We start from the raw sequence: 22746 nt of genomic DNA, 5'->3' as shown, positions 1-22746 counted from the left end.
ATCCTCCATTTTTGTCAATATCAATTTGACACCTTTCAATGGGACATGCTAACAATTGAATATAGGGAATTTATTAATAAATTCATAAATGGAGGGGAATACATGAAAGTTGCACTGTATGTAAGGGTATCTACTGAAGAACAGGCAGAAGAAGGGTATTCAATTGAAGGACAAGTAAAAACCTTAACAGACTACTGTAAAGGTCATAAATATGATATTTATAACACTTACAAGGATGAAGGTTTTAGCGGTAAATCAACTAATCGTCCTGCTTTACAACAATTACTAAATGACTGTAAAGATCATAAATTTAACATGATTATCGTTTGGAAGATATCTAGATTATCACGTAAACAATTGGACTTCCTACAGCTCATTGACTATTTTGATAATAATAATGTTTTATTCTCTAGTGTAAGTGAATCAATAGATGCCTCAACCGCCACTGGAAAAGCAATGATGCAAATGATGGGAACTTTTGCTGAATTAGAACGAAATACAATTGTAGATAATGTAAAAATGGGAATGAAACAACGAGCAATAGAAGGTAAATGGAACGGAGGAAGTATGTTAGGATATACTTCCAAAAATAAAAAACTTATTATTGTTGAAAGTGAAGCCGAATTAGTAAGAAAAATATTCCGTCTATACATAAGTGGGAAAGGCTACAAAGCAATTACAAACCAGCTCAATAAAGAAGGCTATAAAACAAAAAGAAACAAAGCTTTCTCTATTAACTCGATTCGTACAATTCTTCATAATTCTGCTTATGCAGGATACATATCATTTAATAAAATCACTGATTGGAATGAAAAACGCAGACAAGGGACGAATAAAAATCCTATAGTTACAAGAGGGGAACATACCCCTATCATTGATGAAAATACGTGGCAAAGAACTCAAACACTTTTAAAACAAAAATCTCAAAAATCGCCTAAAACTTTTACAGGTTGTTTTCCACTAACAACACTTTTAAGATGTCCTATGTGTGGACAAGGCATGATTGGGCATAAAATTAAAAAAAGCAAGAACAGCAAAGAATACTTACGGTACTATCAATGCGGGAATTTTCATTATAAGGGGAGTTCAGTTTGTAAATCAAATTTAATTCCAGTAGATTATGCAGAAAAATATGTCTTTGAAAAATTAGAAGAAATTGTTTCTCACCCTTTAATCCTTCAAGACATCATAGATAATGTTAATAATAAAATAAGTAGGCACCTTCAACCTTTAAAAAATGAATTACAAACAACCGAGGAACAGATTTCTTCCACAGAGAAAAATATCAACAGATACTTTAATCTATTTGAAACGACTAAGATTACAGGAGACTTATTAGCAAATAAACTTGAATCATTAAATCAAGAACTAACCCAGCTAAAAGGTAGAAAACAATATATCGAACAAAAATTACAAGAACCTACTATCAAAGAAGTCTCATTTGATAAGGTTTTTGATACCCTTTCTACTTTTTCAAAGCTTTTACCTACACTTCCTGTTGAAAAACAAAAACATTTCTTGCATACACTAATTGATCGTATCATTGTCAATCCTTCTGATAAGATAGAAAAAAGAAGCATCAGAGACATTATCTTGTTCTTTGATACTTCTTCTTCAAATAACTATGTGCTTACTTATGATACGGTTCACCACGATTAATCCGAAATGCTCGATACACTTGCTCTAAAAGCACTAGTCTCATCAATTGATGCGGTAATGTCATCTTTGAGAATGAAAGGGATTCATTAGAGCGCTTCATCACTTCTGAACTCAGTCCAAGTGACCCTCCAATTACAAATGCTATTTTACTTTTCCCATATGTAGCAAGGCGATCTAGCCCTTCAGCAAATTCTTCTGATGATTTTTGTTTACCTTCAATAGCCAGCGCAATGACATGCGTATCATCTGAAATTTTATCCAATATACGTATGCCCTCTTTTTCTTTTACAATTAACATTTCTGCTTCACTTAAGTTTTCCGGTGCTTTCTCATCCGGTAATTCAATAACTTCTACTTTGGCATAAGATGATAATCGTTTTAAGTATTCTGCAATACCTTGTTTTAAATATTTTTCCTTTAGTTTTCCGATTGATATAACCGAGATATTCACATGTATTCCCCACCTTACAAACATGTTATCCACAAAACTTATCCACATATCCACAAACATTACCCACATATTGTGTGAGAATCTGTGTTCGATACAACATATGTCGCCTTTTTTTGACAAAATTCACATGTTTTTTGTTCTTTTTCTGAGTTATCCACATTGTTGATAACCGGTGCTACTTCACATTCATCCACAATAATATCTAGCGCTAATTCTACATGCTCTAAACAACAAGGTAAATTCATAGTTCTCACCTCACTTTTTCACAATAGAAAACAGGAGGGCAGTCCTCCTGTTTTTTAATAATTTTGACTGGCTAACTTAACCGTTGTTGTTGCTCGTTTAGTACCACGATAAAACGTAAGAGTCATTTTATCATCGATTTTTTTATTATATAAGGCCGTTCGAAAACCAATAATATCATGTATTGGTTTTCCATCTACTGCTACAATTACATCATATTCTCTGAGCCCTGCATCCGTACCAGGCGATGGACTCTTCACATCTAAAATACAAACCCCATCTGTTACACTATCTGGTAAATGCAATGTTTTAGACCAATAATAATTCGGAATTTCATTTAGTGATCTAAGTTCAATTCCAACATACGGTCTTCTTACTTTTCCGTATTTTTCAAGCTCATTCATAACAGGAACTGCTCTTGTAACAGGAATGGCTAATCCAATTCCTTCTACTTCTTTTGCCGCGATTTTCATCGAGTTGATCCCAATTAGTTGTCCTGCCGCATTTACAAGTGCTCCACCGCTATTCCCTGGGTTAATAGCAGCATCAGTTTGTAATACCTCCACTTGCCAATCATAATGCCCATCTTGGTCTAAATCTACAGGAACAATTCGCTCATTTGCAGAAATAATCCCTTGCGTTACGGTCCCTGAAAATTGTAATCCAAGTGGATTCCCAATTGCAATAACTGGCTCTCCTCGGTGAAGCGTATTAGAATCACCAATCTCAATTACCTTCTTTACAGGCTTTGCATCTATTTCTAAAACAGCTAAATCTGTGACTACATCGCTACCCAATATTTTAGCAGGAATCTTTTTGCCATTGCTTAAGCTTACCTCAATGCGATTCGCCCCGGCAACAACATGATGGTTCGTTACGATATAAGCATGACTATCTGTTTTCTTATAAATGACGCCTGATCCTGTTCCAGCTTCTGAATCTGCCTCCGAAAAATTATCACGCTGGATGTTTATTACACCAACAACCGCTTCTGATGTACGATCAACAGCATCTACCAAACCAGAGTGATTCGCTGTTTGTGATTGTTTAACTGCCACATTCCCATCACTTGCCTCAGCTTGCTGTAAAGAGCCAGTTCCAGATTCAGAAAACAAAGGGGCCCCAAACGCAAATAATGAAGCTCCAACGATTGTTCCTGCTACGCTAGAAATAATGATACCTTTGTGCTTCCTTTTGTTTGTTCTTTTCATACGAAACTCTTCTTCATCAATAAAGGACATACTTGTTCACCTATCTTCCTGAAAACAACTATATTCACCTTTATTGTTTACTAAAATCAAGAATTATACGTATTGAATTTTTGTGGGATTCTTTGGATCAGTATCATGTATTTCAAACGATTCCCCAACCCCAAAACCTTTTTCTTCTAGCACTTGTGCTACAGACATACGTGCTAATTCTTTCATGTTATTATCTAAACTTAAATGCGCTAAATAAATATGTTTCGTCTCGTCTGTGATAACATCCGTCATCGCGAGTGCAGCATCTTCATTGGAAACGTGGCCTACATCACTTAAAATACGTCTTTTAATACTCCACGGATAGCGTCCCATACGAAGCATTTCAACATCATGATTGCTTTCAAATACAAAAGCATTTGCTCCTTTAATAATCCCCTTCATACGATCACTTACATAACCCGTATCTGTAATAAGAGCTAATTTTCTATCATTATGATGAAAAGCGTAAAACATTGGTTCTGCTGCATCATGAGATACACCAAATGACTCAACTTCAATATCTCCAAATGTTTTTACATCACCAATTGAGAAAATAAATTTTTGATCAGTTGGAATGTTCCCGATTAAATGTTCCATTGCATCCCACGTTTTTTCGTTTGCGTACACAGGTAGCTGATACTTCCGTGCTAAAACACCAAGACCTTTAATATGATCACTATGTTCATGTGTTACAAGAATACCTGATATATCTTGGATATTTAACTCAGCTTGCTTAAATAAAGCCTCTGTCGCTTTACCACTCAATCCTGCATCAACAAGCAATTTTTGTTTCTCAGTTCCTACATATAACGCATTTCCTGTACTGCCACTTGCAAGTACACTAAAATGCAGACTCATTCCCGCTCACTCCATTATCCTTTTCGTTTTCCTTCTCTTTTCTTAACTTAATAACTTGTCCTTCAATAGCATTCACAAAGAAATCCTCTTTTTGCTCTGTTTTTAAATTCCATGTTGGAGCAAGTACTTGTTTATTAGACTCATGCAAATCAACAATAGTTGCATAGCCAATTTTTACTTCTTTAAAATGCGTATTTTTCTTTATTTCATTCTTCAAGTATAAATTTTCTAAAGCTGTTTGAGCCGTAATAATTTCTTGCTCTTTTGCTTTTTCATTTTCACCCATTTCTTCTAAATCAGTTAACATGGTTTGCTTATACGAAACAATCTCATTCTTCTCATTTAAATCAACAACAATCATCCCTTGTTCATTATAAAAAATAGGTTTATCTTTATACTTTTGAATGAAATAAATTTTCGATCCATCCGCCTTCCCAAACTCATACTTTTGTCCATCTAACACGTAATTTTTCAAAAACTCACTATACTTATCTTTAGATGGTGTTTTTGCGTTTAACAATGGTTCCTTTAAGTGACTTACAATTGTTTTTGACTCATCCTGTAAGATAGGGGTTTGATTTTTCAAAGAATGAATATCTTCTTCTTTAAAAGTCTTATTTTTCGCGATAATAAAGAAATCTTTCTTTGGTTCCTTAGGTAAATCACCCACCGTAATCTTATCCGCTTTTAGTTGCTGATCCACTTGTGTTTCGGTCATGAGTTCTAACTGGTTACTACCTTGCTTTTGAATGAATTGAAACACGAGAAAGAGGTCTAAAACAAAAAAGGTAACAATGAATATTGTTTTAATTCTATTCCAGTCCAATTAGCTTTCCCCCCTCCTCTTCACTCCACTCAAACACTTTATGATCTTCCCCATACTCCACATACCAAATTGGTTTTAAAGTTCCACTTGCGGGTTTTTCACCTGTAGCATATGGTCCATTTTCTGGCACTAATTTATAACCAATTCCGATATTTTGAATCAATTTTTTATCTATCTCAGGATTATTTTCTAATGATTGAGTAACAACCCAACCAGTTGGAAGTACCTTCTTATCTTCAGGACTAATACTTTTGAATTTAAATAAGGGTCTTTTATAGCTAATTAATTCTTCTGCTCCCCACACTTGCTTTAATTCCGTCATCCCATCTTTGTTAAATACAGGTAAGCCGTCCTCATACAAACGAAATTTTGTTTCTCCCTTGGAGTTTATATAGTTAAATCGATAGCCTTCTGTTATACCATTATGCCCATTAACAAATTCAAAACTCTTTTGTACAAGAAGAGAATCTTGCATATGCCTATCACTAGGTACAGATGAATTTGTGTACTCTAGCATTACACCATTCTGTTTAATTTGCATAGAGTGAATACCATCTGTGTATGTCTCTTCTGACTTATCAGAAATAAGAGTTGCATAACGCGGATCACTAAATAATGCATTCTTAAATGAGTCTATTCCCAAGTAAGTGGGGATATAGAGCAAGCTACTGATTTCTGTCGTTCCATCTGGTAAAAATATTTTTTTCGTATCATTTATATCATACTTAAAATAAGGTTTTGCCAATGCTACAAATTGATTTTGTGCATTTACAATATCCTTTACATTTACACCTGTTAAGGTCATTCTATAGATTTCACGATTGCCATAAGAAACAAAATCCACTTCAATATTTTGCTCTCGGCTTCTTGAAGGATCAATAACGATACGATCAAAGCTTCGATTTTCCAACTTCTTATCCTTAATTGTTAACACGCCTCTAATCGCATCAAACGGAATCTCTGTAGGAAATATAATTTCGATTTTCCCTTCCCCATGTACATAAGAAAGAAAATCAGCTTTAGAAACTGTATTTGTGATATCCGTCCAATCATGTAATTGTCCTTTCTCAAGAATTGCATATATTAAGTCTATATTCCCTTGCTTTTCACTCACGAAATGCTTCTTATCTTTATGAACAATTATAGAAGACGGAACAATTACATTTGAAATATCTTGTTTTAGTGCATCTGCATTACCTTCGACGAATTTTGTACTTTGCATCGAATTAGAATCAGGTACATATGTCCATAAATTAAAGGTAAGAAACAGGCTAATGACAACTAGGTTAATTAGAACAATGGTTTTAAAGTTTTCCATATTCATTCCCAATCGTCCTCTTCTTCCTTCGCCATTGGAAGAGTAAAGTAAATAGTCGTTCCTTTACCTTCCTCACTCTTCGCCCAAATAGATCCACCATGTGCTTCAATCATCTCTTTGGCGATAGCTAAGCCCAGACCTGTTCCACCCATCTGTCTCGAGCGCGCTTTATCAACACGATAAAAACGCTCAAAAATCTTCTCTACATTCTCTTTTGGAATTCCCATCCCTTGGTCACTGACGCTAATTTCTAACATATCTCCCCGATCGCGTAAACGATATGTTACCGTTCCACCTTCAGGAGAGTATTTTAATGCATTTGAAATAATGTTGTATAAAACTTGAGTGATTTTGTCTGCATCCATATCAATAAATCGAGATTTCTTAGAGAAAGAACGTTTGAAACTAACATTTTGTTCCTTCGACATTTCAAAACGATCGATAATATTATTAAAGAAATCAGTAAAGTCTACCCACTCTTTCATTAAACGATGTTCTGTACTATCTAATTTAGATAACTGCAGCAATGCATTTACAAGTCGAATCATTCTTTCTGTTTCTTCTTGTGTAACCGTTAAAAATTGTGGTGCAATATTTGGATCTTGCCATGCACCATCAGTAAGTGCTTCTAAATAACTACGCATAGTTGTTAACGGTGTTCGTAACTCATGAGATACATTCGCTACAAATTCACGGCGCTCACGGTCAATACGTTCTTGTTCCGTTACATCATACAATACAGCGATTAAACCATTCGCTTTACCAGTTTCTTTTTGAATAACCGAAAAACTAGCCCGCAAAATATATGGTTCATTACGCGTACTAAAATCTAATAAAACTGAATCTGGTTCTTCATATAGATGATCCAATGTAAACTCCTCTTGGATCCCTAACACCTCTAGGACAGATTGATCAAGTGCTGTTTCACGCGAAACATTTAACATCTTTTCAGCAGGATCATTTAATAAAATAATATCTCCCTTTCGATCTGTAGCAATTACACCATCTGTCATATGTGATAAAACTGACGATAACTTACGTCTTTCACTTTCCGTAGAAGAGCGTGCTTGTTGTAATTTTTTTGATAAATTATTAAAAGCTAGTGCCAATTGTCCAATTTCATCATGACTATGAACTTTTACTTTGCGAGAGTAATTTCCTTTTGCCATTTCAATTGCTTGTCTTCGCATATCTGAAATCGGTCTTGTAATTGTCTGAGCTAATAAAATTCCAAGAACTGCTGTTACTAATAAAGCAATTACTGTCCCAGTCGCAAAAATTTGATTGATATCCTTCATCTGTTTATAAACGTCTTCCATGGATGCAACAATCTTAATGACACCATAAGGATTACCATTCTCGCCTTCAATAGGAGTAATCATAACTTGAACACGATGGCCTGTATTTCCATCTTTCTCAATCTTTGACTCAGCTTTTTTTTGCACAAGTACCCGTTGGACAGCTATGTCTGTCGTTGTCTTATTTACCTTATTTTGCTTAGAAGAATCTGAGATTGCTATTAAACGTCTATGTTCATCAATAACACTTACCTCTTGAATATCTTTTTTGCGATCTGATGCAAATTCTGTAATTGACTTCCTAATTGCATCATCTACTGACTCTGTTTTGTCACGCTTTTTTGTGAATTCTTGCTTCAAATTATAAGAAAGTAAATTTGTTTGCTGCGTTAAAGAATCCTTAAAACTTTGTACAAGACTTTTCTCTAGTTCGCGTACAAAATATACGCCAATAACTTGCATTGCTATTAATATTAATAACATATATATAAGCACAAATTTTAAATGAATAGATTGAAAAAAACCAACTTTCTTCATATACTATTCCTGCTCTGGGTCACGCAAGTAATATCCTACTCCACGTCTCGTTACAATTAAAGTAGGATGACTTGGATTATCTTCAATTTTTTCACGCAAACGACGTACTGTTACATCTACTGTACGTACGTCCCCAAAATAATCGTAACCCCAAACTGTTTGTAATAAATGTTCTCGCGTCATAACTTGTCCTAAATGCTTCGCTAAATAATGTAGCAACTCAAATTCACGATGCGTAAGCTCAATGCTTTCTTCACGTTTCGTTACACTATATGCATTCGGATTAATAACAATTGGTCCAATAACCATTTCTGTATTTTCTTCTTTTTCTGCTGTACCGCCTTGCTGATGGCGACGTAAATTCGCTTTTACACGCGCCAACAATTCCCTTGTACTAAATGGTTTTGTTACATAATCATCTGCTCCAAGCTCAAGTCCCAATACTTTATCAATTTCAGAGTCTTTCGCAGTAAGCATAATAATTGGCATTTCAGAGCTTTTACGTATTTCACGACAAACCTCTAGTCCATCTTTTCCTGGTAACATAATATCTAATAAAACCATATCAGGTTGTTCTTCGTTTGCTTTCTCGATGGCCTCATCACCATCATGTGCCATTACAATTTCAAAACCTTCTTTTTCTAAGTTAAATTTTAAAATATCTGCAATTGGCTTCTCATCATCAACTACTAAGATTTTCTTTCCCATCATCGTGTATTTCCTCCTCATAAAAATATGGTCAATTATCCTCAAACACATTGATGTTTATATAGTCTTTCCCTATATTACGCCACCCTTTGTTTAAGTATTTTCTCCTCTATTCTCATAGAATCATGTATGATCCACTTTTACACGGAATCCTATACGATCTACAGAAAAACCTCTAGCTTCAACTGCTAGAGGCTCCTCATTCTATTGTAAAATAACTACTCTCATTTGTAAAATTGCACAATATAAAAAGGATATTAAGTGGGCCCACCTAATATCCTGAGAGTGGCTCGGGACGGAATCGAACCGCCGACACGAGGATTTTCAGTCCTCTGCTCTACCGACTGAGCTACCGAGCCAAAACATATATATAAAACCACTAATGGTGGTATAAACAAAAGTGGCGGTCCCGACCGGGGTCGAACCGGCGATCTCCTGCGTGACAGGCAGGCATGTTAACCACTACACCACGGGACCAAAAAATATAAAAAAACATGACCCGTACGGGATTCGAACCCGTGTTACCGCCGTGAAAGGGCGGTGTCTTAACCACTTGACCAACGGGCCACGAAAAATAAAATGGTGAGCCATGAAGGACTCGAACCTTCGACCCTCTGATTAAAAGTCAGATGCTCTACCAACTGAGCTAATGGCTCATACTCACCAACGTCATATTTCGTGACGACAAGAGTTATCATAACATAAAAACTTTTCTTTTTGCAATACCTTTTTTACTTTTTTTTATAAAAGATAAGAAAAAACTCATGAGAGCATGAGTTTTTTCTTAAAAAAATCAGTTTCTTATATCAATTAAGCTTCGTATACGTTACGAACGATGTTTGTTTGATTACGATCTGGTCCAACTGAGAACATAGATAATTGAATACCTGTTAACTCAGAAACACGTTCTACGTAATTTCTTGCGTTTTCAGGAAGCTCATCTAATGATTTCACACCAGTAATATCTTCTGTCCAACCTGGAAGCTCTTCGTATACAGGCTCACACTTCGCTAAAATGTTTAGGTTTGCTGGAACTTCATCTAGAAGTTCTCCGTTATATTTGTAAGCAACACAAATTTTAACTATTGGAATTCCTGTTAAAACGTCGATAGAATTTAACGATAGATCTGTTAAACCACTAACACGACGTGCATGTCTTACAACAACGCTATCAAACCAACCTACGCGGCGCGGACGACCAGTTGTTGTTCCATATTCACGACCAACTTCACGAATTTGGTGACCAATTTCATCATGAAGCTCAGTAGGGAATGGACCATCACCTACACGGCTTGTATATGCTTTACATACACCTACAACGCGAGTAACTTTCGCAGGACCAACTCCAGTTCCAACTGTTACACCACCAGCAATTGGGTTAGAAGATGTAACGAATGGGTACGTACCGTGGTCAATATCAAGCATAACACCTTGTGCACCTTCAAATAATACACGATGATTGTTATCTAGTGCATCATTTAATACAACAGATGTATCACATACATATTGCGCGATTTGTTGACCGTACTCGAAGTACTCTTCGAAAATTTCTTCTACGCTGAAACCTTCTGTATCGTACATCTTTTCAAATAAACGATTTTTTTGTACTAAATTGCGCTCAAGCTTTTCTTTAAATGCCTCACGGTCTAAAAGATCAGCCATACGAATACCAATGCGAGCAGCTTTATCCATATATGCAGGACCGATACCTTTTTTCGTTGTACCGATTTTGTTATCACCTTTACTTGCTTCTTCTAATTCATCTTGTTTTAAGTGGTAAGGTAAAATAACGTGTGCACGGTTACTTACACGTAAATTATCAGTACTTACACCACGATCGTGTAAGTATTTTAACTCTTCAAGTAATGCTTTCGGATCTACTACTAATCCGTTTCCGATTACACAAATTTTCTCTTTATAGAAAATACCAGATGGAATTAAGTGTAACTTATATTTAACTCCGCCGAAAACAATTGTATGTCCCGCGTTATTTCCACCTTGATATCTTGCAACTACTTCCGCATGCTCAGAAAGAAAGTCAGTAATTTTACCTTTTCCTTCATCGCCCCACTGTGTTCCTACAACTACTACTGAAGACATTATTCAAGCACCTCCGCAATTTTCAAACGAACTTTTCAAACAATATAATTGTACCAAAATGAAAAGAGAAGTCAATTTAAAAACGAACATTTTTTTGTATTTTATCATTTTCGTTCGTAAGAATTCTGTATTCCCACGATGAAAGCCCTATCTTTTATACATAAAAAAGAAACACACCTTATTATAAGAAATGTGTTTCTTTTTTATACTTTTTCTATGCCGGTGGTGCATGTCCATCATCAAAGCGACGCTCTAAATTTACGAATTTGTTAAATTCCTTTACAAACGCGAGCTCGACAGATCCTACCGGACCATTACGTTGTTTTGCAATAATAATTTCAATCGTATTTTTATTTTCCGTTTCACGATCGTAGTAATCTTCACGGTACAAGAACGCCACAATATCAGCATCTTGCTCAATACTTCCTGATTCACGAATATCAGACATCATCGGACGTTTATCTTGACGAGATTCAACGCCACGAGATAGCTGAGATAAGGCAATAACAGGCACTTGTAATTCACGTGCAATTCCTTTTAATGTACGAGAAATTTCAGATACTTCCTGCTGACGGTTCTCACCTGACTTCCCACTTCCCTGAATAAGCTGCAAGTAGTCGATTAGAATCATTCCAAGCCCTTGTTCTTGCTTTAATCTACGACATTTCGCCCGGATTTCACTCACTCGAATACCTGGTGTATCATCGATATATATACCAGCATTCGAAAGACTTCCCATTGCCATTGTCAATTTTGCCCAATCATCTGAAGTTAATGAACCAGTACGAAGCCTTTGCGCATCAATATTTCCTTCCGCACAAAGCATACGCATAACAAGCTGATCTGCACCCATCTCCAAACTAAAGATCGCAACATTTTCATCTGTTTTAGTCGCTACGTTTTGCGCGATATTCAGTGAAAAAGCCGTTTTCCCTACCGAAGGACGGGCTGCCACGATGATTAAATCGTTACGCTGGAACCCTGCTGTCATCTTATCTAATTCAGTAAATCCAGTCGGTATCCCTGTGATTTCACCCTTTTGATTATGCAAAAGTTCAATTTTATCGTAAGCATCTACAAGAACATCCTTAATATTTTGGAATGCTTTTGCATTTGTCTGATGTGATACCTCTAATATCTTTTTTTCTGCCTCATTTAAAAGGCCTTCCACATCATCTTCTCTTTCATATCCATCTGATACAATATGGGTTGCTGTTCGAATCAAACGACGTAAAAGCGCTTTTTCAGCAATAATGCGCGCGTAGTATTCTACGTTTGCTGCTGTTGGAACAGCTTCGGCTAATTCAGCTAAATAAGAAACACCACCAATTTCTTCTAATAACCCTTGATCAGCAAGTGCTGCTGTTACGGTAATTAAATCAATCGGTTCTCCTTTATCAGATAATCCAAGCATAACTCCAAAAACCTTTTGATGCGCTGTTCGATAAAAAGATTCCGGTAGCAGCAATTCTGAAGCTGCTGTTAACGCATCTTGATCGAGAAAGATAGCCCCTAACACTGCCTGCTCAGCCTCTATATTATGCGGAGGGGTACGATCAGCAAGTATGTCACTCATACGCAATCCTCCTTGCCTAACTTATTTTTATTGTTCACGAACATGAACTTTTACTATTGCTGTTACTTGCGGATGCAACTTTACAGTTACGTTTGTATATCCTAATGCGCGAATTGCATCGTCCATTTCAAATTTACGTTTATCAAGCTTAATATTATGTGCTTTTTGCATTACATCTACAATTTGTTTACTTGTGATAGAGCCAAATAAACGACCGCCTTCACCAGATTTCGCTTTTAATTCTACAGTTAATTTCTCTAAAGTTTCTTTTAATTTTTTTGCATTTTCAAGTTCTGCTGCTGCATCTTTTTCTTCTTTACGTTTTTGTGCCTCTAATGTTTTCATGCTGCTATTAGTTGCTTCTGCAGCTAACCCTTGCTTTAACAAGAAATTATTTGCATAACCATCTGGTACGTTTTTTACTTCTCCTTTTTTCCCTTTACCCTTTACGTCTTTTAGAAAAATTACCTTCATGATTGTGTGCCTCCCTGTAAATAGTCATCAATAACAAATTGAAGTTTATCTTCAGCTTCATCTACCGTAATATTTTTCATCTGTGTAGCTGCATTTGTTAAATGTCCGCCGCCACCTAGATTTTCCATAATTAGCTGCACATTCACTTCACCTAAAGAACGTCCGCTAATTCCAATGAAGCTTTCCCCACGTTTTGCAATGACAAAAGATGCAATTACCCCTGTCATCGTCAACAACGTATCAGCTGATTGCGCAATTAACACTTGATTGTAATATTCATCACCATCTACTTTGGCAATCGCAATTCCATTTTTATAAATGTAAGCATTTTGAATTGTTTTTGCAATTCTTAAATACTGCTGCATATCTTCTTTTAACAATTCTTGCACAAGAACTGTATCTGCTCCGTGCGAACGTAGATAAGAAGCTGCATCAAATGTACGAGCACCTGTCCGGAATGTAAAACTTTTTGTATCTACTATAATTCCCGCAAGTAGTGCTGTCGCTTCCAGCATCGTCATTTTTAAACGCTTTGGTTGATATTCAAGAAGCTCCGTTACAAGCTCTGCTGTCGAAGAAGCATATGGCTCCATATAGACAAGAAGTGGATCTTCAATGAATTCTTCACCACGCCGATGATGGTCAATCACAATTACATTTTCAATCTTATGCAGCAGTTTTTCCTCCATTACCATTGAGGGCTTATGTGTATCAACAACAACAAGTAATGAATCATCTGTTGCAAATTCCATAGCCTGCTGCGGTGTAATAAAGCGAGACCATAGATCTTCACTTTGCTTCACCTTATCCATTAGGCGTTTAATCCCCTTATCAGAATCGTTCTCGTCTAATACAATATATCCTTCACGTTCATTTAATTGCGCTACCTTTAAAATACCAATTGCAGCACCAATCGCATCCATATCTGGAGCTTTATGCCCCATTATAATAACATTGCTACTTTCCAATACCAAATCTTTTAATGCATGAGAGATAACTCGTGCCCGTACGCGTGTACGTTTTTCAACAGGATTCGTCTTACCGCCATAAAACTTTACCTTACCAGTCGCCTGTTTAATAGCTACTTGGTCCCCACCTCTTCCTAATGCGAGATCTAAACCTGATTGAGCCATAGCTCCAAGTTCTGATAAAGATAAATCACCAGATCCAACACCAATACTCAATGTGAGTGGAATATTTCGTTTTGACGTTTCTTCGCGCACTTGATCTAAAATATCGAATTTCCCTTTCTCCATTTGTGCCAAAATGCTTTCATTTAACACAACAAAGAATCTCTCTGAAGATGCACGTTTTAAATATGCACCATATTTAATGGCCCATTCGTTTAAACGTGACGTAACAAGGCTTGTTATATTCGTACGCAATTGATCATCTAACCCTTGTGTAACCTCATCGTAGTTATCCAAGTAAATGACCGCTAGAACCGTACGCTGATCCTCATACATCTTTTCGATTTCCGTTTGCTCTGTTACATCAAAGAAATAAATTAACTTTTCTTCTTTTCTTACGAACACACGGAACTTGCGATTATTTAAAGATACGATATCATCAGAAGTTTCTCCTTTTATAAAAAGAAGTAATGTTTCTGATACATCATACAGATGCCATCCTGCTAAAGAATGCTGTCCTAAACAAGAAGACAAATAAGGATTTGCCCAATCAATTCCATAATCCTTATTGTATAACAAAATACCAATTGGCATTTGATTAAATGCTTCATTACTTACTTTCTTTACCCTTGTAATCATATCTGTTGTATACTTTTCGAAATTCCTCTGAAAGGCAAGTTCAAAACGAATTACAAAGAACAGTACAATGCAAAAAATACAAAAAGTGGCCATCCCCACTAGCCAGTGAAAGTAACCAAGAATGGTAATAAGCACAAACATAAAAAATGCCAATACATAAACAGGGTATAAAAAACGCTGTCTCTTATAAAATTCAGGCATGGATCCAACTCCTATAAAGTAAAACTAACACAGCTAGCAGACAATCCACTTGTAGCTGTTGGTTAGTTGAACAGATTAAACGCCTTCACGTTAAACGTTCACTACAGGTCCACATAGTATGAAATAAGCTGCTATAACGTCCCCTCGCTATTACTTATTTTGATTGTATTTTAGAACGCAATGAAAAACCTAAGTCAATTATACCTAAGATTGTCACAAGAGGGAACAACATAGGAATAAACATACATACAATAAAGCTAATAATAGGGAGTGCTTTTGTATAACCTTTTGCATGCGCCAAAAAGGCTATAAACACAAAACCTTGAAATACAAGGAGCATTGAAAAGATGAAATATAAGTTAGAAAACACTATGTGTAAATATGAATCTGATTCAACTTTCATAAATGTGGAAAGCACAATAAATATAACGTAATACCAAACGATATTCTTTGGTAATTGCATATCTCGAAATTTAGGCCACGGCACTACAGAATGCTTCAATCTTCTTAAAACATTTCCCGCCATTAATACCGTAATCCAAGAATACATTACCGAAACAATTACAAGTAAACTTGGAAGAAGAATACGAAGCAGGTCACTAATTTGTCCTAATAAATCTTTTTGTTCCTCAGTGATTGATGCACCAGCAGCAGTCATTATTTTCTCACTTTGTTCAATTCCTTCTTTAAACATATCTTGCATTTGCTTCATTAAATCTATGTTAAAAAACTTGACACTTCCGATATAAATCAATAAAAAACTAATCAAGTATGCAAGTGTCCCTACTAATAGTATTTCCACTGGTCTTTTTTGCTTTTTATACATATATCCTAAAGCAATACCTATTATGCCGCACATACATGTTTTTACAAGACTAAGTGGCGAACTCACAATAATGGTAACAAACAGTGCAGACACAAAAAACATACACGCACTAGAAAACGGGTGTCTTACCATAAATAATAAAAATGGTAATGGCAACGCAAATGTTACAACCATACTTAAAATAGGAATATATAGGGATACAAGAAGTAAAACCGCATATACAGCCAATAATACTGCTCCCTCTGTAATAAGCCTTGTACGTTTCATCTTTTAACCTCTCTTTCCAAAAAGAAAAGCATAGCAAAATGCACAGTAGAGTCGGACTCTACTGTGCATTTCATACGCTATTATTCACCAACATATGGTAAAAGTGCCATTTGACGAGCACGTTTAATTGCAACTGTAAGTTTGCGTTGGTATTTTGCGCTTGTTCCTGTTACACGACGAGGTAAAATTTTACCACGCTCAGAAACGAAACGTTTTAATAAATCAACATCTTTATAGTCAATGCGAGTGATGCCGTTAGATGTGAAGAAACACACTTTACGACGTTTCGCACGTCCACCTTTGCGTCCTGCCATGTTTATTTCCCTCCATTCTTTGTTAAAAATAACCGATTCATACCATTAGAATGGTAAATCGTCGTCCGAAATGTCAATCGGTTGACCAACATTCGAAAATGGATCGTCATTCTTTGTAAATCCAGAGTTACCTGAGTTACCCGGGTTACTAGATTGACCAAATGGGTTAGAGCTTTGGTTACCGAAACCAGCTCCTGATGGTTGCTGATTGAACGAACCACGTTGCTCCCCACCGCCATTACGCGGCTCTAAAAATTGTACGCTCTCCGCAAGAACTTCTGTTACATATACACGTTTACCATCTTGTCCCTCGTAATTACGAGTTTGAAGACGTCCATCTACGCCCGCTAAGCTACCTTTTTTCAAATAATTCGCCACGTTTTCTGCTTGTTTACGCCATATTACACAATTAATAAAGTCAGCTTCACGCTCACCTTGTTGATTCGCAAATGCGCGATTCACAGCTAACGTGAAAGTAGCTACCGCAACACCATTGGGCGTGTAACGTAAGTCAGGGTCCTTAGTTAAACGACCAACGAGGATAACACGATTCATCAATCGAACCACTCTCCCTATATATCTTAATTATTTTTCTTCTTCTTTAACAACGATGTGACGAAGGATATCTTCGTTGATCTTAGCTAAACGATCGAATTCTGTAACAGCTTCTGCGTTAGAATTTACGTTTAAGATCATGTAGAAACCGTCACGTAAGTCGTTGATTTCGTAAGCTAAACGACGCTTACCCCACTCTTTCGTGTTAATGATTTCTGCACCATTGTTAGTTAAAACGCCTGCGAAGCGCTCAACTAAAGCTTTTTGAGCTTCTTCCTCCATGTTTGGACGGATGATGTACATGATTTCGTACTTTTTCATTACACTTTCACCTCCTTTTGGTCTAAACGGCCCATAATGGGCAAGGAGCAATTAATTATATAGTAATTACTCACGAGTTTAGATTATATCATAGTAAGTTGAATGAATCAACTTACCAATACATAAAAAAAACTTGGCAAACATATGATATGTTTGCCAAGCTTATATCCCTATTTTTCCTAGGAAATATAAATTTACACGTTAAAACGGAAGTGCATAACATCTCCATCTTTTACGATATACTCTTTTCCTTCTAAACGTACTTTTCCAGCTTCTTTAGCGGCTGTCATAGAGCCGTTCTCCATTAAATCATCATATGAAACTGTTTCAGCACGAATAAACCCACGTTCAAAGTCTGTATGGATAACGCCAGCACATTGTGGCGCCTTCATGCCTTTTTTAAACGTCCATGCACGTACTTCTTGTACACCAGCTGTGAAATAAGTAGCTAAGCCTAGTAAATCGTATGCAGCACGAATCAACTGATCTAAACCTGATTCTTCAATACCTAGCTCTTCAAGGAATACTTTTTTCTCCTCTTCATCTAGCTCAGCAATTTCTGACTCGATTTTTGCACAAACTACAATTACTTGCGAATTTTCATTTGCTGCAAATTCTTTTACCATTTGCACATATTTATTTTCAGATGGATCCATAATATCATCTTCACTTACGTTCGCTACATAGAGCATTTCTTTCGTTGTAAGTAAATGAAGACCTTTAACAATTTTCATTTGTTCTTCTGTAAATTCAACAGTACGAGCTGGTTTTCCAGCTTCAAACGCTTCTTTTAAACGAGCTAAAATCTCGTGTTCATATACTGCTTCTTTATCTTTTTGTCTTGCTAACTTCGCTACACGTTCGATACGTTTATCAACCGATTCTAAATCCGCTAAAATTAGTTCTAAATTGATTGTTTCAATATCATCAATTGGATCTACTTTTCCTGAAACGTGTGTAATATTTTCATCTTCAAAACAACGCACAACTTGGCAAATTGCATCTACTTGGCGAATGTGAGATAAAAATTTATTTCCTAATCCTTCACCTTTACTTGCACCTTTTACAATCCCTGCGATATCAGTAAATTCAAATACAGTTGGAACAGTTTTTTTCGGTTCTACTAGTTCTGTTAATTTATTTAAGCGATCATCTGGTACTTCTACAATCCCTACGTTCGGATCAATTGTACAGAATGGATAGTTTGCAGATTCTGCTCCCGCTTGTGTAATTGCATTAAATAATGTTGATTTCCCTACGTTAGGTAAGCCAACAATCCCAGCCGTTAATCCCATATTTTTCACTCCTATGTCTCAATCTTCCATCATTATAGATAGTAACGAATAAAATGACAAGTTACCTAAAAGCTCAAAAAAGTAACAGCTGCATGAGGCAACTGTTACTTTTTCTCTATTCTTCGTGCTTTACAAGTACTTTTTTCACCTTACGATCAAACTCTCTTCGAGGAATCATTACCGAATGGCCACATCCCTCGCACTTAATGCGGATATCCATTCCCATACGAATAATCTTCCAACGATTTTCACCACAAGGATGGGCTTTTTTCATTTCCACAACATCGTACAAGTTATACTGCTTTTGCTCCACTCTCCAAACCCCTCTCACTACTAATTTGCTTTTTCACTAATCAACTCTTCACGATTATATAAAACCATACGCGGGTATGGAATTTCAATACCATGTAAATCAAGACGAGCTTTAATCTCTTTACGAAGAGCTCTAGCAATAACCGCCTGCTTCATCGGTTCTACTTCAGAAATAACACGCAGCACCACTTCAGATGCAGCAAGTGTTTGAACCCCTAATAATTGCGGTGTTGTTACCATTTCTTCATATTTTTCAGGTAATTCTTGTAATAATTTTTCAATTACTTGCTCTGCTCGATTGATATCACTCTCATAAGAAATCGATACATCAACGAATGCCACACTATTGCTAATAGAAAAGTTTGTTACTTGCGTAATACTACCATTTGGTAAAATATGAATCTCACCTGTCCAGCTTTTTATCTTCGTTGTACGTAGTCCAATTTCTAAAACTGCTCCTTCAAATTGGCCAATTCTTACATAATCACCAACTGAAAATTGATCTTCTAACAAAATAAATAAACCTGTAATGACGTCTTTTACTAAACTTTGAGCACCAAAACCGACTGCTAAACCGATTACCCCAGCCCCAGCTAGTAATCCCGATGCATTAATGTCAAATACACCTAAAATCGCGATTAACATAATAAACATAACAACGTACGCCACAATATTTTCAAGCAATTTCGCTACTGTAACTGTACGACGCTCTGAAATTTGAATAGGCGAGCGACTCCCCATGTGGAATGCTTTTCTTACAATTGCTCTAGCAAGACGAACCACTATCACACCAAGTACCAAAATAACTATTATTTTTATCGTTCTCATTCCTACATTGGCCCAATTTATCGAATCAAACCATTGTATTAATAAATCCATATGCTTGTACCTCTCCAACTAAAATTTCTTTTATTCACTCTTTATTGTATCAGAAGTTTTCTCTATTTCTGAAAAAATTTTATGACTTTCTTTACATTTGTTCTTCTTCATTCAGGTATAAAATGACATGAATATATATATACTAGTACTATTATTTCCTCCCTCATAAACAGTTTGCAAAAACCATGAACTTATAATTTTTCATATTACATTTTTCTTTCACTCATTATGAAATAAAAGCCTTACATAAAAACACTTTATAACATGTTGTAAAAATTTATTAAAAGGATGGGTGCTTCATGAACATTGGGAGTTTTCGCTTGCCTTTTTTTGAAAAAGAATCGCAAAATGTTATGCACCACGACGTAGAGGCCTCCGAGACAATCAGCAATTTCTTACTCTCACATATACCCATTAAACTAAATATCCCGCTCATTCTCATTTGCATTGGAACAGACCGTTCAACTGGTGATGCACTTGGACCGTTAGTCGGGACTAAATTAGAACAGATGGAGATCCAAAACTTCCAAGTATTCGGCACGCTCGATGAACCAGTACACGCACTAAATCTCGAAGATAAAATTCAGAATATACAAACTTCTATTCCGAACTCTTTTATTATCGCAATAGACGCTTGCCTTGGAAAATCTCAAAATATCGGCTCCATAACGATTGGAAAAGGACCTAGCAAACCTGGAGCAGCAATGAATAAGAAATTGCCAGCAGTTGGAGAATTACACATACATGGCATTGTAAATTTGAATGGCTTTATGGAATTTTTTGTCCTTCAGAATACAAGATTGAGCCTAGTTATGAAAATGGCTGATGTGATCTCTCAAAGTATAAAAGAAACAGATCAAAAATTATCAGCATTAAAAAGAGCAAACCATCTATAAATAAAAAGATGGTTTGCTTTTTAATTGTTTCCTGCTAGTAACTCTAAAATACGATTTAAATCATCTTTATTAAAGAACTCTATTTCAATTTTACCTTTTTCTTTTTTTGTTTCTTTAATCTTTACACCTGTGCCAAATTTTTCCCTTAATAGCGTTTCACGTTCTACAAAAAATATATTTCTTTCCATTTTCACCTTCTTTGTTTCACGTGAAACGCGCTGGTTAATTTCTTGAACAATTTGCTCTAGTTGTCTAACATTCAAACTCTCTTTTTCAATGCGCTTCAGTAAAGATTTTAATTGTTCTTCATCTTTTACCGTAAGTAATGTCCGACCATGTGCCATAGATAACTCTCCACTTGCAATCATATCTTGAACAAATGGAGGGAGGCTTAGTAATCGAGTATAATTCGCAATATATGGCCTACTTTTTCCGAGACGCTTTGCTAATTGTTCTTGTGTTACGTTCAACTCATTCATTAGCATTTGGTACGCCATTGCTTCTTCCATTGGATTTAAGTCTTCACGTTGCAAATTTTCAAGTAAAGCAAATTCCATCATTTGCTGCTCACTTAATTGTCGAACAACAGCCGGAATTTTTTCAAGACCGGCTTCCTTAGCAGCTCGATATCTTCTTTCACCAGCAACAATTTCGTATCCTTTAATACTCTTTCTCGCAATTAAAGGTTGTAAAATACCATGTTCTTTAATAGATGCCGCCAACTCTTGAATCGCTTCTCTATTAAAGTGTTTACGTGGTTGATACGGATTGGGTCTTAATTCAGTTACTGTAATCTCTTGAATTGTTTCTTCTTCTTTCACATCTAAATCAGGAAAAAATGCATTAATTCCTCTTCCTAGGCCTTTAGCCACCTGCAATCACTTCCTCTGCTAAATCTATATATACTTCTGCCCCTCTTGATTTAGCATCATACTGCATAATTGGTTTACCATGACTTGGTGCCTCACTTAAACGAACGTTACGCGGGATAATTGAGCGATACACTTTATCCCTGAAATATTTTTTCACTTCATCTATAACTTGGATCCCTAGATTCGTGCGCGCATCTAACATCGTTAACAATACACCTTGAATTGCTAAATTTTTATTTAAATGCTTTTGCACAAGCCGAACTGTATTTAATAGTTGGCTTAATCCTTCCAATGCATAGTATTCACACTGAACAGGGATAATGACAGAATCTGCTGCGGTTAATGCATTAATTGTTAATAACCCTAAAGATGGGGGGCAGTCGATAATAATATAATCATATTCGTTACGAATCGGCTGTAATGCCCTCTGCAAACGTACTTCCCGGGAAATGGTTGGCACCAATTCAATTTCAGCTCCTGCCAATTGAATGGTAGCGGGTAGAACATCTAAGTTTTCAGTTGCGGTTTTCTGTATAACGTCTTGAACATCTGTATCTTCTACGAGAACATTATAAATACATTGATTTAATTCAGATTTTTCAATTCCCACACCAGTCGTTGCATTTCCTTGAGCATCAATGTCTACAAGAAGGACTTTTTTCCCTACCTGTGCCAATCCAGCTCCTAAATTAACGGATGTTGTTGTTTTTCCAACACCGCCTTTTTGATTAGCAATAGCAATGATTTTTCCCATGATGTCACCTACTTTCAACCTTTCTATCTTATTCTAAAAATAATTATGTTTATTGTAACATGAAATAAAACTTTTTCTTTTACGTCCTTATTAAACTTCAAAATTTATTTCCAAACTCCTTCTTCATTCCACAAGAAAATATAGTAAAAGGGACCTCTTCCAAAGAATGAGGCCCCTTTTACTATATAAATCCATT

The 22746-nt window shown here is 36.1% G+C and carries 23 protein-coding genes and 4 tRNA genes; 2 read left to right on the top strand and 25 right to left on the bottom strand.

Going from position 1 to position 22746, the window contains the following annotated elements; genetic code table 11:
* Positions 1 to 102 precede the first annotated feature (102 nt).
* Positions 103 to 1659: a recombinase family protein gene (locus V7183_RS08460; RefSeq protein WP_335359199.1), complete on the top strand. Its 1557-nt coding sequence runs from the start codon at positions 103 to 105 to the stop codon at positions 1657 to 1659.
* Here V7183_RS08460 and rlmH read toward each other — a convergent pair.
* From rlmH to V7183_RS08345, 23 genes are all read right to left on the bottom strand, one after another.
* The gene (gene rlmH, locus V7183_RS08455) at positions 1631 to 2110 is read right to left on the bottom strand and encodes a 23S rRNA (pseudouridine(1915)-N(3))-methyltransferase RlmH (RefSeq protein ID WP_097894502.1); all 480 of its coding nucleotides are present in this window, start codon (positions 2108 to 2110) and stop codon (positions 1631 to 1633) included. The genes V7183_RS08460 and rlmH overlap by 29 nt on opposite strands.
* A gap of 59 nt (positions 2111 to 2169) precedes the next feature.
* The gene (locus V7183_RS08450) at positions 2170 to 2355 is read right to left on the bottom strand and encodes a CxxH/CxxC protein (RefSeq protein ID WP_097894503.1); all 186 of its coding nucleotides are present in this window, start codon (positions 2353 to 2355) and stop codon (positions 2170 to 2172) included.
* A gap of 54 nt (positions 2356 to 2409) precedes the next feature.
* Positions 2410 to 3594, bottom strand: a complete 1185-nt coding sequence (locus V7183_RS08445) for a S1C family serine protease (protein WP_335359198.1) — start codon at positions 3592 to 3594, stop codon at positions 2410 to 2412.
* A 63-nt stretch (positions 3595 to 3657) separates the two neighbouring features.
* The gene (locus V7183_RS08440; protein ID WP_097894505.1) at positions 3658 to 4452 is read right to left on the bottom strand and encodes an MBL fold metallo-hydrolase; all 795 of its coding nucleotides are present in this window, start codon (positions 4450 to 4452) and stop codon (positions 3658 to 3660) included.
* Positions 4436 to 5278 (bottom strand): two-component system regulatory protein YycI, encoded by an 843-nt coding sequence (locus tag V7183_RS08435; protein ID WP_335359197.1) that lies wholly within the window; start codon positions 5276 to 5278, stop codon positions 4436 to 4438. The genes V7183_RS08440 and V7183_RS08435 overlap by 17 nt, the downstream gene beginning before the upstream one ends.
* Positions 5265 to 6602, bottom strand: a complete 1338-nt coding sequence (locus V7183_RS08430) for a YycH family regulatory protein (protein ID WP_335359196.1) — start codon at positions 6600 to 6602, stop codon at positions 5265 to 5267. Before V7183_RS08430 ends, V7183_RS08435 begins: the two co-directional genes overlap by 14 nt.
* Entirely contained in the window at positions 6599 to 8431 is a 1833-nt protein-coding gene (gene walK / locus V7183_RS08425) for a cell wall metabolism sensor histidine kinase WalK (RefSeq protein ID WP_097894508.1), read from the bottom strand. The genes V7183_RS08430 and walK overlap by 4 nt, the downstream gene beginning before the upstream one ends.
* 3 nt (positions 8432 to 8434) lie before the next feature.
* Positions 8435 to 9142, bottom strand: a complete 708-nt coding sequence (gene walR, locus V7183_RS08420; protein ID WP_097894509.1) for a cell wall metabolism DNA-binding response regulator WalR — start codon at positions 9140 to 9142, stop codon at positions 8435 to 8437.
* A 283-nt stretch (positions 9143 to 9425) separates the two neighbouring features.
* Positions 9426 to 9498: transfer RNA gene (locus tag V7183_RS08415), tRNA-Phe, on the bottom strand.
* Positions 9499 to 9540: 42 nt separating this feature from the next.
* Positions 9541 to 9616 (bottom strand) — tRNA-Asp (locus V7183_RS08410).
* A gap of 18 nt (positions 9617 to 9634) precedes the next feature.
* Positions 9635 to 9706 (bottom strand) — tRNA-Glu (locus V7183_RS08405).
* 13 nt (positions 9707 to 9719) lie between these two features.
* A tRNA-Lys gene (locus V7183_RS08400) sits at positions 9720 to 9795 on the bottom strand.
* Between the two features lie 154 nt (positions 9796 to 9949).
* Entirely contained in the window at positions 9950 to 11239 is a 1290-nt protein-coding gene (locus tag V7183_RS08395; protein WP_335359195.1) for an adenylosuccinate synthase, read from the bottom strand.
* A gap of 214 nt (positions 11240 to 11453) precedes the next feature.
* Complete coding sequence (gene dnaB, locus V7183_RS08390; protein ID WP_097894511.1) at positions 11454 to 12815, bottom strand: replicative DNA helicase; 1362 nt, start codon at positions 12813 to 12815, stop codon at positions 11454 to 11456.
* Between the two features lie 27 nt (positions 12816 to 12842).
* A complete protein-coding gene (rplI, locus tag V7183_RS08385; RefSeq protein ID WP_097894512.1) occupies positions 12843 to 13289 on the bottom strand; it encodes a 50S ribosomal protein L9 in 447 nt (148 codons plus the stop codon).
* Positions 13286 to 15259 (bottom strand): DHH family phosphoesterase, encoded by a 1974-nt coding sequence (locus V7183_RS08380; RefSeq protein ID WP_097894513.1) that lies wholly within the window; start codon positions 15257 to 15259, stop codon positions 13286 to 13288. Before V7183_RS08380 ends, rplI begins: the two co-directional genes overlap by 4 nt.
* A gap of 154 nt (positions 15260 to 15413) precedes the next feature.
* Positions 15414 to 16352, bottom strand: coding sequence for a YybS family protein (locus V7183_RS08375; RefSeq protein ID WP_097894514.1), 939 nt, complete (start codon positions 16350 to 16352; stop codon positions 15414 to 15416).
* Positions 16353 to 16432: 80 nt separating this feature from the next.
* Entirely contained in the window at positions 16433 to 16666 is a 234-nt protein-coding gene (gene rpsR, locus V7183_RS08370; RefSeq protein WP_000918874.1) for a 30S ribosomal protein S18, read from the bottom strand.
* Between the two features lie 45 nt (positions 16667 to 16711).
* The gene (gene ssb / locus V7183_RS08365; RefSeq protein WP_097894515.1) at positions 16712 to 17224 is read right to left on the bottom strand and encodes a single-stranded DNA-binding protein; all 513 of its coding nucleotides are present in this window, start codon (positions 17222 to 17224) and stop codon (positions 16712 to 16714) included.
* Positions 17225 to 17251: 27 nt separating this feature from the next.
* Positions 17252 to 17542: a 30S ribosomal protein S6 gene (rpsF, locus tag V7183_RS08360; RefSeq protein ID WP_097894516.1), complete on the bottom strand. Its 291-nt coding sequence runs from the start codon at positions 17540 to 17542 to the stop codon at positions 17252 to 17254.
* 194 nt (positions 17543 to 17736) lie between these two features.
* Positions 17737 to 18837: a redox-regulated ATPase YchF gene (gene ychF, locus V7183_RS08355; protein WP_097894517.1), complete on the bottom strand. Its 1101-nt coding sequence runs from the start codon at positions 18835 to 18837 to the stop codon at positions 17737 to 17739.
* Positions 18838 to 18952: 115 nt separating this feature from the next.
* Positions 18953 to 19150, bottom strand: coding sequence for a DUF951 domain-containing protein (locus V7183_RS08350; protein WP_097894518.1), 198 nt, complete (start codon positions 19148 to 19150; stop codon positions 18953 to 18955).
* 20 nt (positions 19151 to 19170) lie between these two features.
* On the bottom strand, positions 19171 to 20028 hold the full coding sequence (locus V7183_RS08345; RefSeq protein WP_097894519.1) for a mechanosensitive ion channel family protein: 858 nt from the start codon (positions 20026 to 20028) through the stop codon (positions 19171 to 19173).
* A 299-nt stretch (positions 20029 to 20327) separates the two neighbouring features.
* Here V7183_RS08345 and yyaC point away from each other — a divergent pair, with 299 nt between their 5' ends.
* Positions 20328 to 20924, top strand: coding sequence for a spore protease YyaC (yyaC, locus tag V7183_RS08340; protein ID WP_097894520.1), 597 nt, complete (start codon positions 20328 to 20330; stop codon positions 20922 to 20924).
* Positions 20925 to 20944: 20 nt separating this feature from the next.
* Here yyaC and V7183_RS08335 read toward each other — a convergent pair whose 3' ends face one another.
* On the bottom strand, positions 20945 to 21796 hold the full coding sequence (locus tag V7183_RS08335; protein ID WP_335359194.1) for a ParB/RepB/Spo0J family partition protein: 852 nt from the start codon (positions 21794 to 21796) through the stop codon (positions 20945 to 20947).
* Positions 21789 to 22550, bottom strand: coding sequence for a sporulation initiation inhibitor protein Soj (gene soj / locus V7183_RS08330; RefSeq protein ID WP_097894522.1), 762 nt, complete (start codon positions 22548 to 22550; stop codon positions 21789 to 21791). Before soj ends, V7183_RS08335 begins: the two co-directional genes overlap by 8 nt.
* Positions 22551 to 22746: the final 196 nt, after the last annotated feature.

The sequence above is a fragment of the Bacillus sp. JJ1127 genome (assembly GCF_036965845.1).
Classification (GTDB): Bacteria; Bacillota; Bacilli; order Bacillales; family Bacillaceae_G; genus Bacillus_A.
Note: the sequence above shows the minus strand (reverse complement) of the source record. Positions and strands in the feature narration are given on the sequence as shown.

What these genes read in the sequence shown, in the direction of transcription:
- V7183_RS08345 (WP_097894519.1), bottom strand. Translation starts at nt 20,028, where the DNA reads ATGGATTTATTAATACAATGGTTTGATTCGATAAATTGGGCCAATGTA.
- rplI (WP_097894512.1), bottom strand. Translation starts at nt 13,289, where the DNA reads ATGAAGGTAATTTTTCTAAAAGACGTAAAGGGTAAAGGGAAAAAAGGA.
- V7183_RS08430 (WP_335359196.1), bottom strand. Translation starts at nt 6,602, where the DNA reads ATGAATATGGAAAACTTTAAAACCATTGTTCTAATTAACCTAGTTGTC.
- rpsR (WP_000918874.1), bottom strand. Translation starts at nt 16,666, where the DNA reads ATGGCAGGACGCAAAGGTGGACGTGCGAAACGTCGTAAAGTGTGTTTC.
- V7183_RS08460 (WP_335359199.1), top strand. Translation starts at nt 103, where the DNA reads ATGAAAGTTGCACTGTATGTAAGGGTATCTACTGAAGAACAGGCAGAA.
- ychF (WP_097894517.1), bottom strand. Translation starts at nt 18,837, where the DNA reads ATGGGATTAACGGCTGGGATTGTTGGCTTACCTAACGTAGGGAAATCA.
- dnaB (WP_097894511.1), bottom strand. Translation starts at nt 12,815, where the DNA reads ATGAGTGACATACTTGCTGATCGTACCCCTCCGCATAATATAGAGGCT.
- V7183_RS08380 (WP_097894513.1), bottom strand. Translation starts at nt 15,259, where the DNA reads ATGCCTGAATTTTATAAGAGACAGCGTTTTTTATACCCTGTTTATGTA.
- walR (WP_097894509.1), bottom strand. Translation starts at nt 9,142, where the DNA reads ATGATGGGAAAGAAAATCTTAGTAGTTGATGATGAGAAGCCAATTGCA.
- yyaC (WP_097894520.1), top strand. Translation starts at nt 20,328, where the DNA reads ATGAACATTGGGAGTTTTCGCTTGCCTTTTTTTGAAAAAGAATCGCAA.
- V7183_RS08395 (WP_335359195.1), bottom strand. Translation starts at nt 11,239, where the DNA reads ATGTCTTCAGTAGTAGTTGTAGGAACACAGTGGGGCGATGAAGGAAAA.
- walK (WP_097894508.1), bottom strand. Translation starts at nt 8,431, where the DNA reads ATGAAGAAAGTTGGTTTTTTTCAATCTATTCATTTAAAATTTGTGCTT.
- V7183_RS08375 (WP_097894514.1), bottom strand. Translation starts at nt 16,352, where the DNA reads ATGAAACGTACAAGGCTTATTACAGAGGGAGCAGTATTATTGGCTGTA.
- V7183_RS08440 (WP_097894505.1), bottom strand. Translation starts at nt 4,452, where the DNA reads ATGAGTCTGCATTTTAGTGTACTTGCAAGTGGCAGTACAGGAAATGCG.
- rpsF (WP_097894516.1), bottom strand. Translation starts at nt 17,542, where the DNA reads ATGAAAAAGTACGAAATCATGTACATCATCCGTCCAAACATGGAGGAA.
- V7183_RS08450 (WP_097894503.1), bottom strand. Translation starts at nt 2,355, where the DNA reads ATGAATTTACCTTGTTGTTTAGAGCATGTAGAATTAGCGCTAGATATT.
- soj (WP_097894522.1), bottom strand. Translation starts at nt 22,550, where the DNA reads ATGGGAAAAATCATTGCTATTGCTAATCAAAAAGGCGGTGTTGGAAAA.
- V7183_RS08445 (WP_335359198.1), bottom strand. Translation starts at nt 3,594, where the DNA reads ATGTCCTTTATTGATGAAGAAGAGTTTCGTATGAAAAGAACAAACAAA.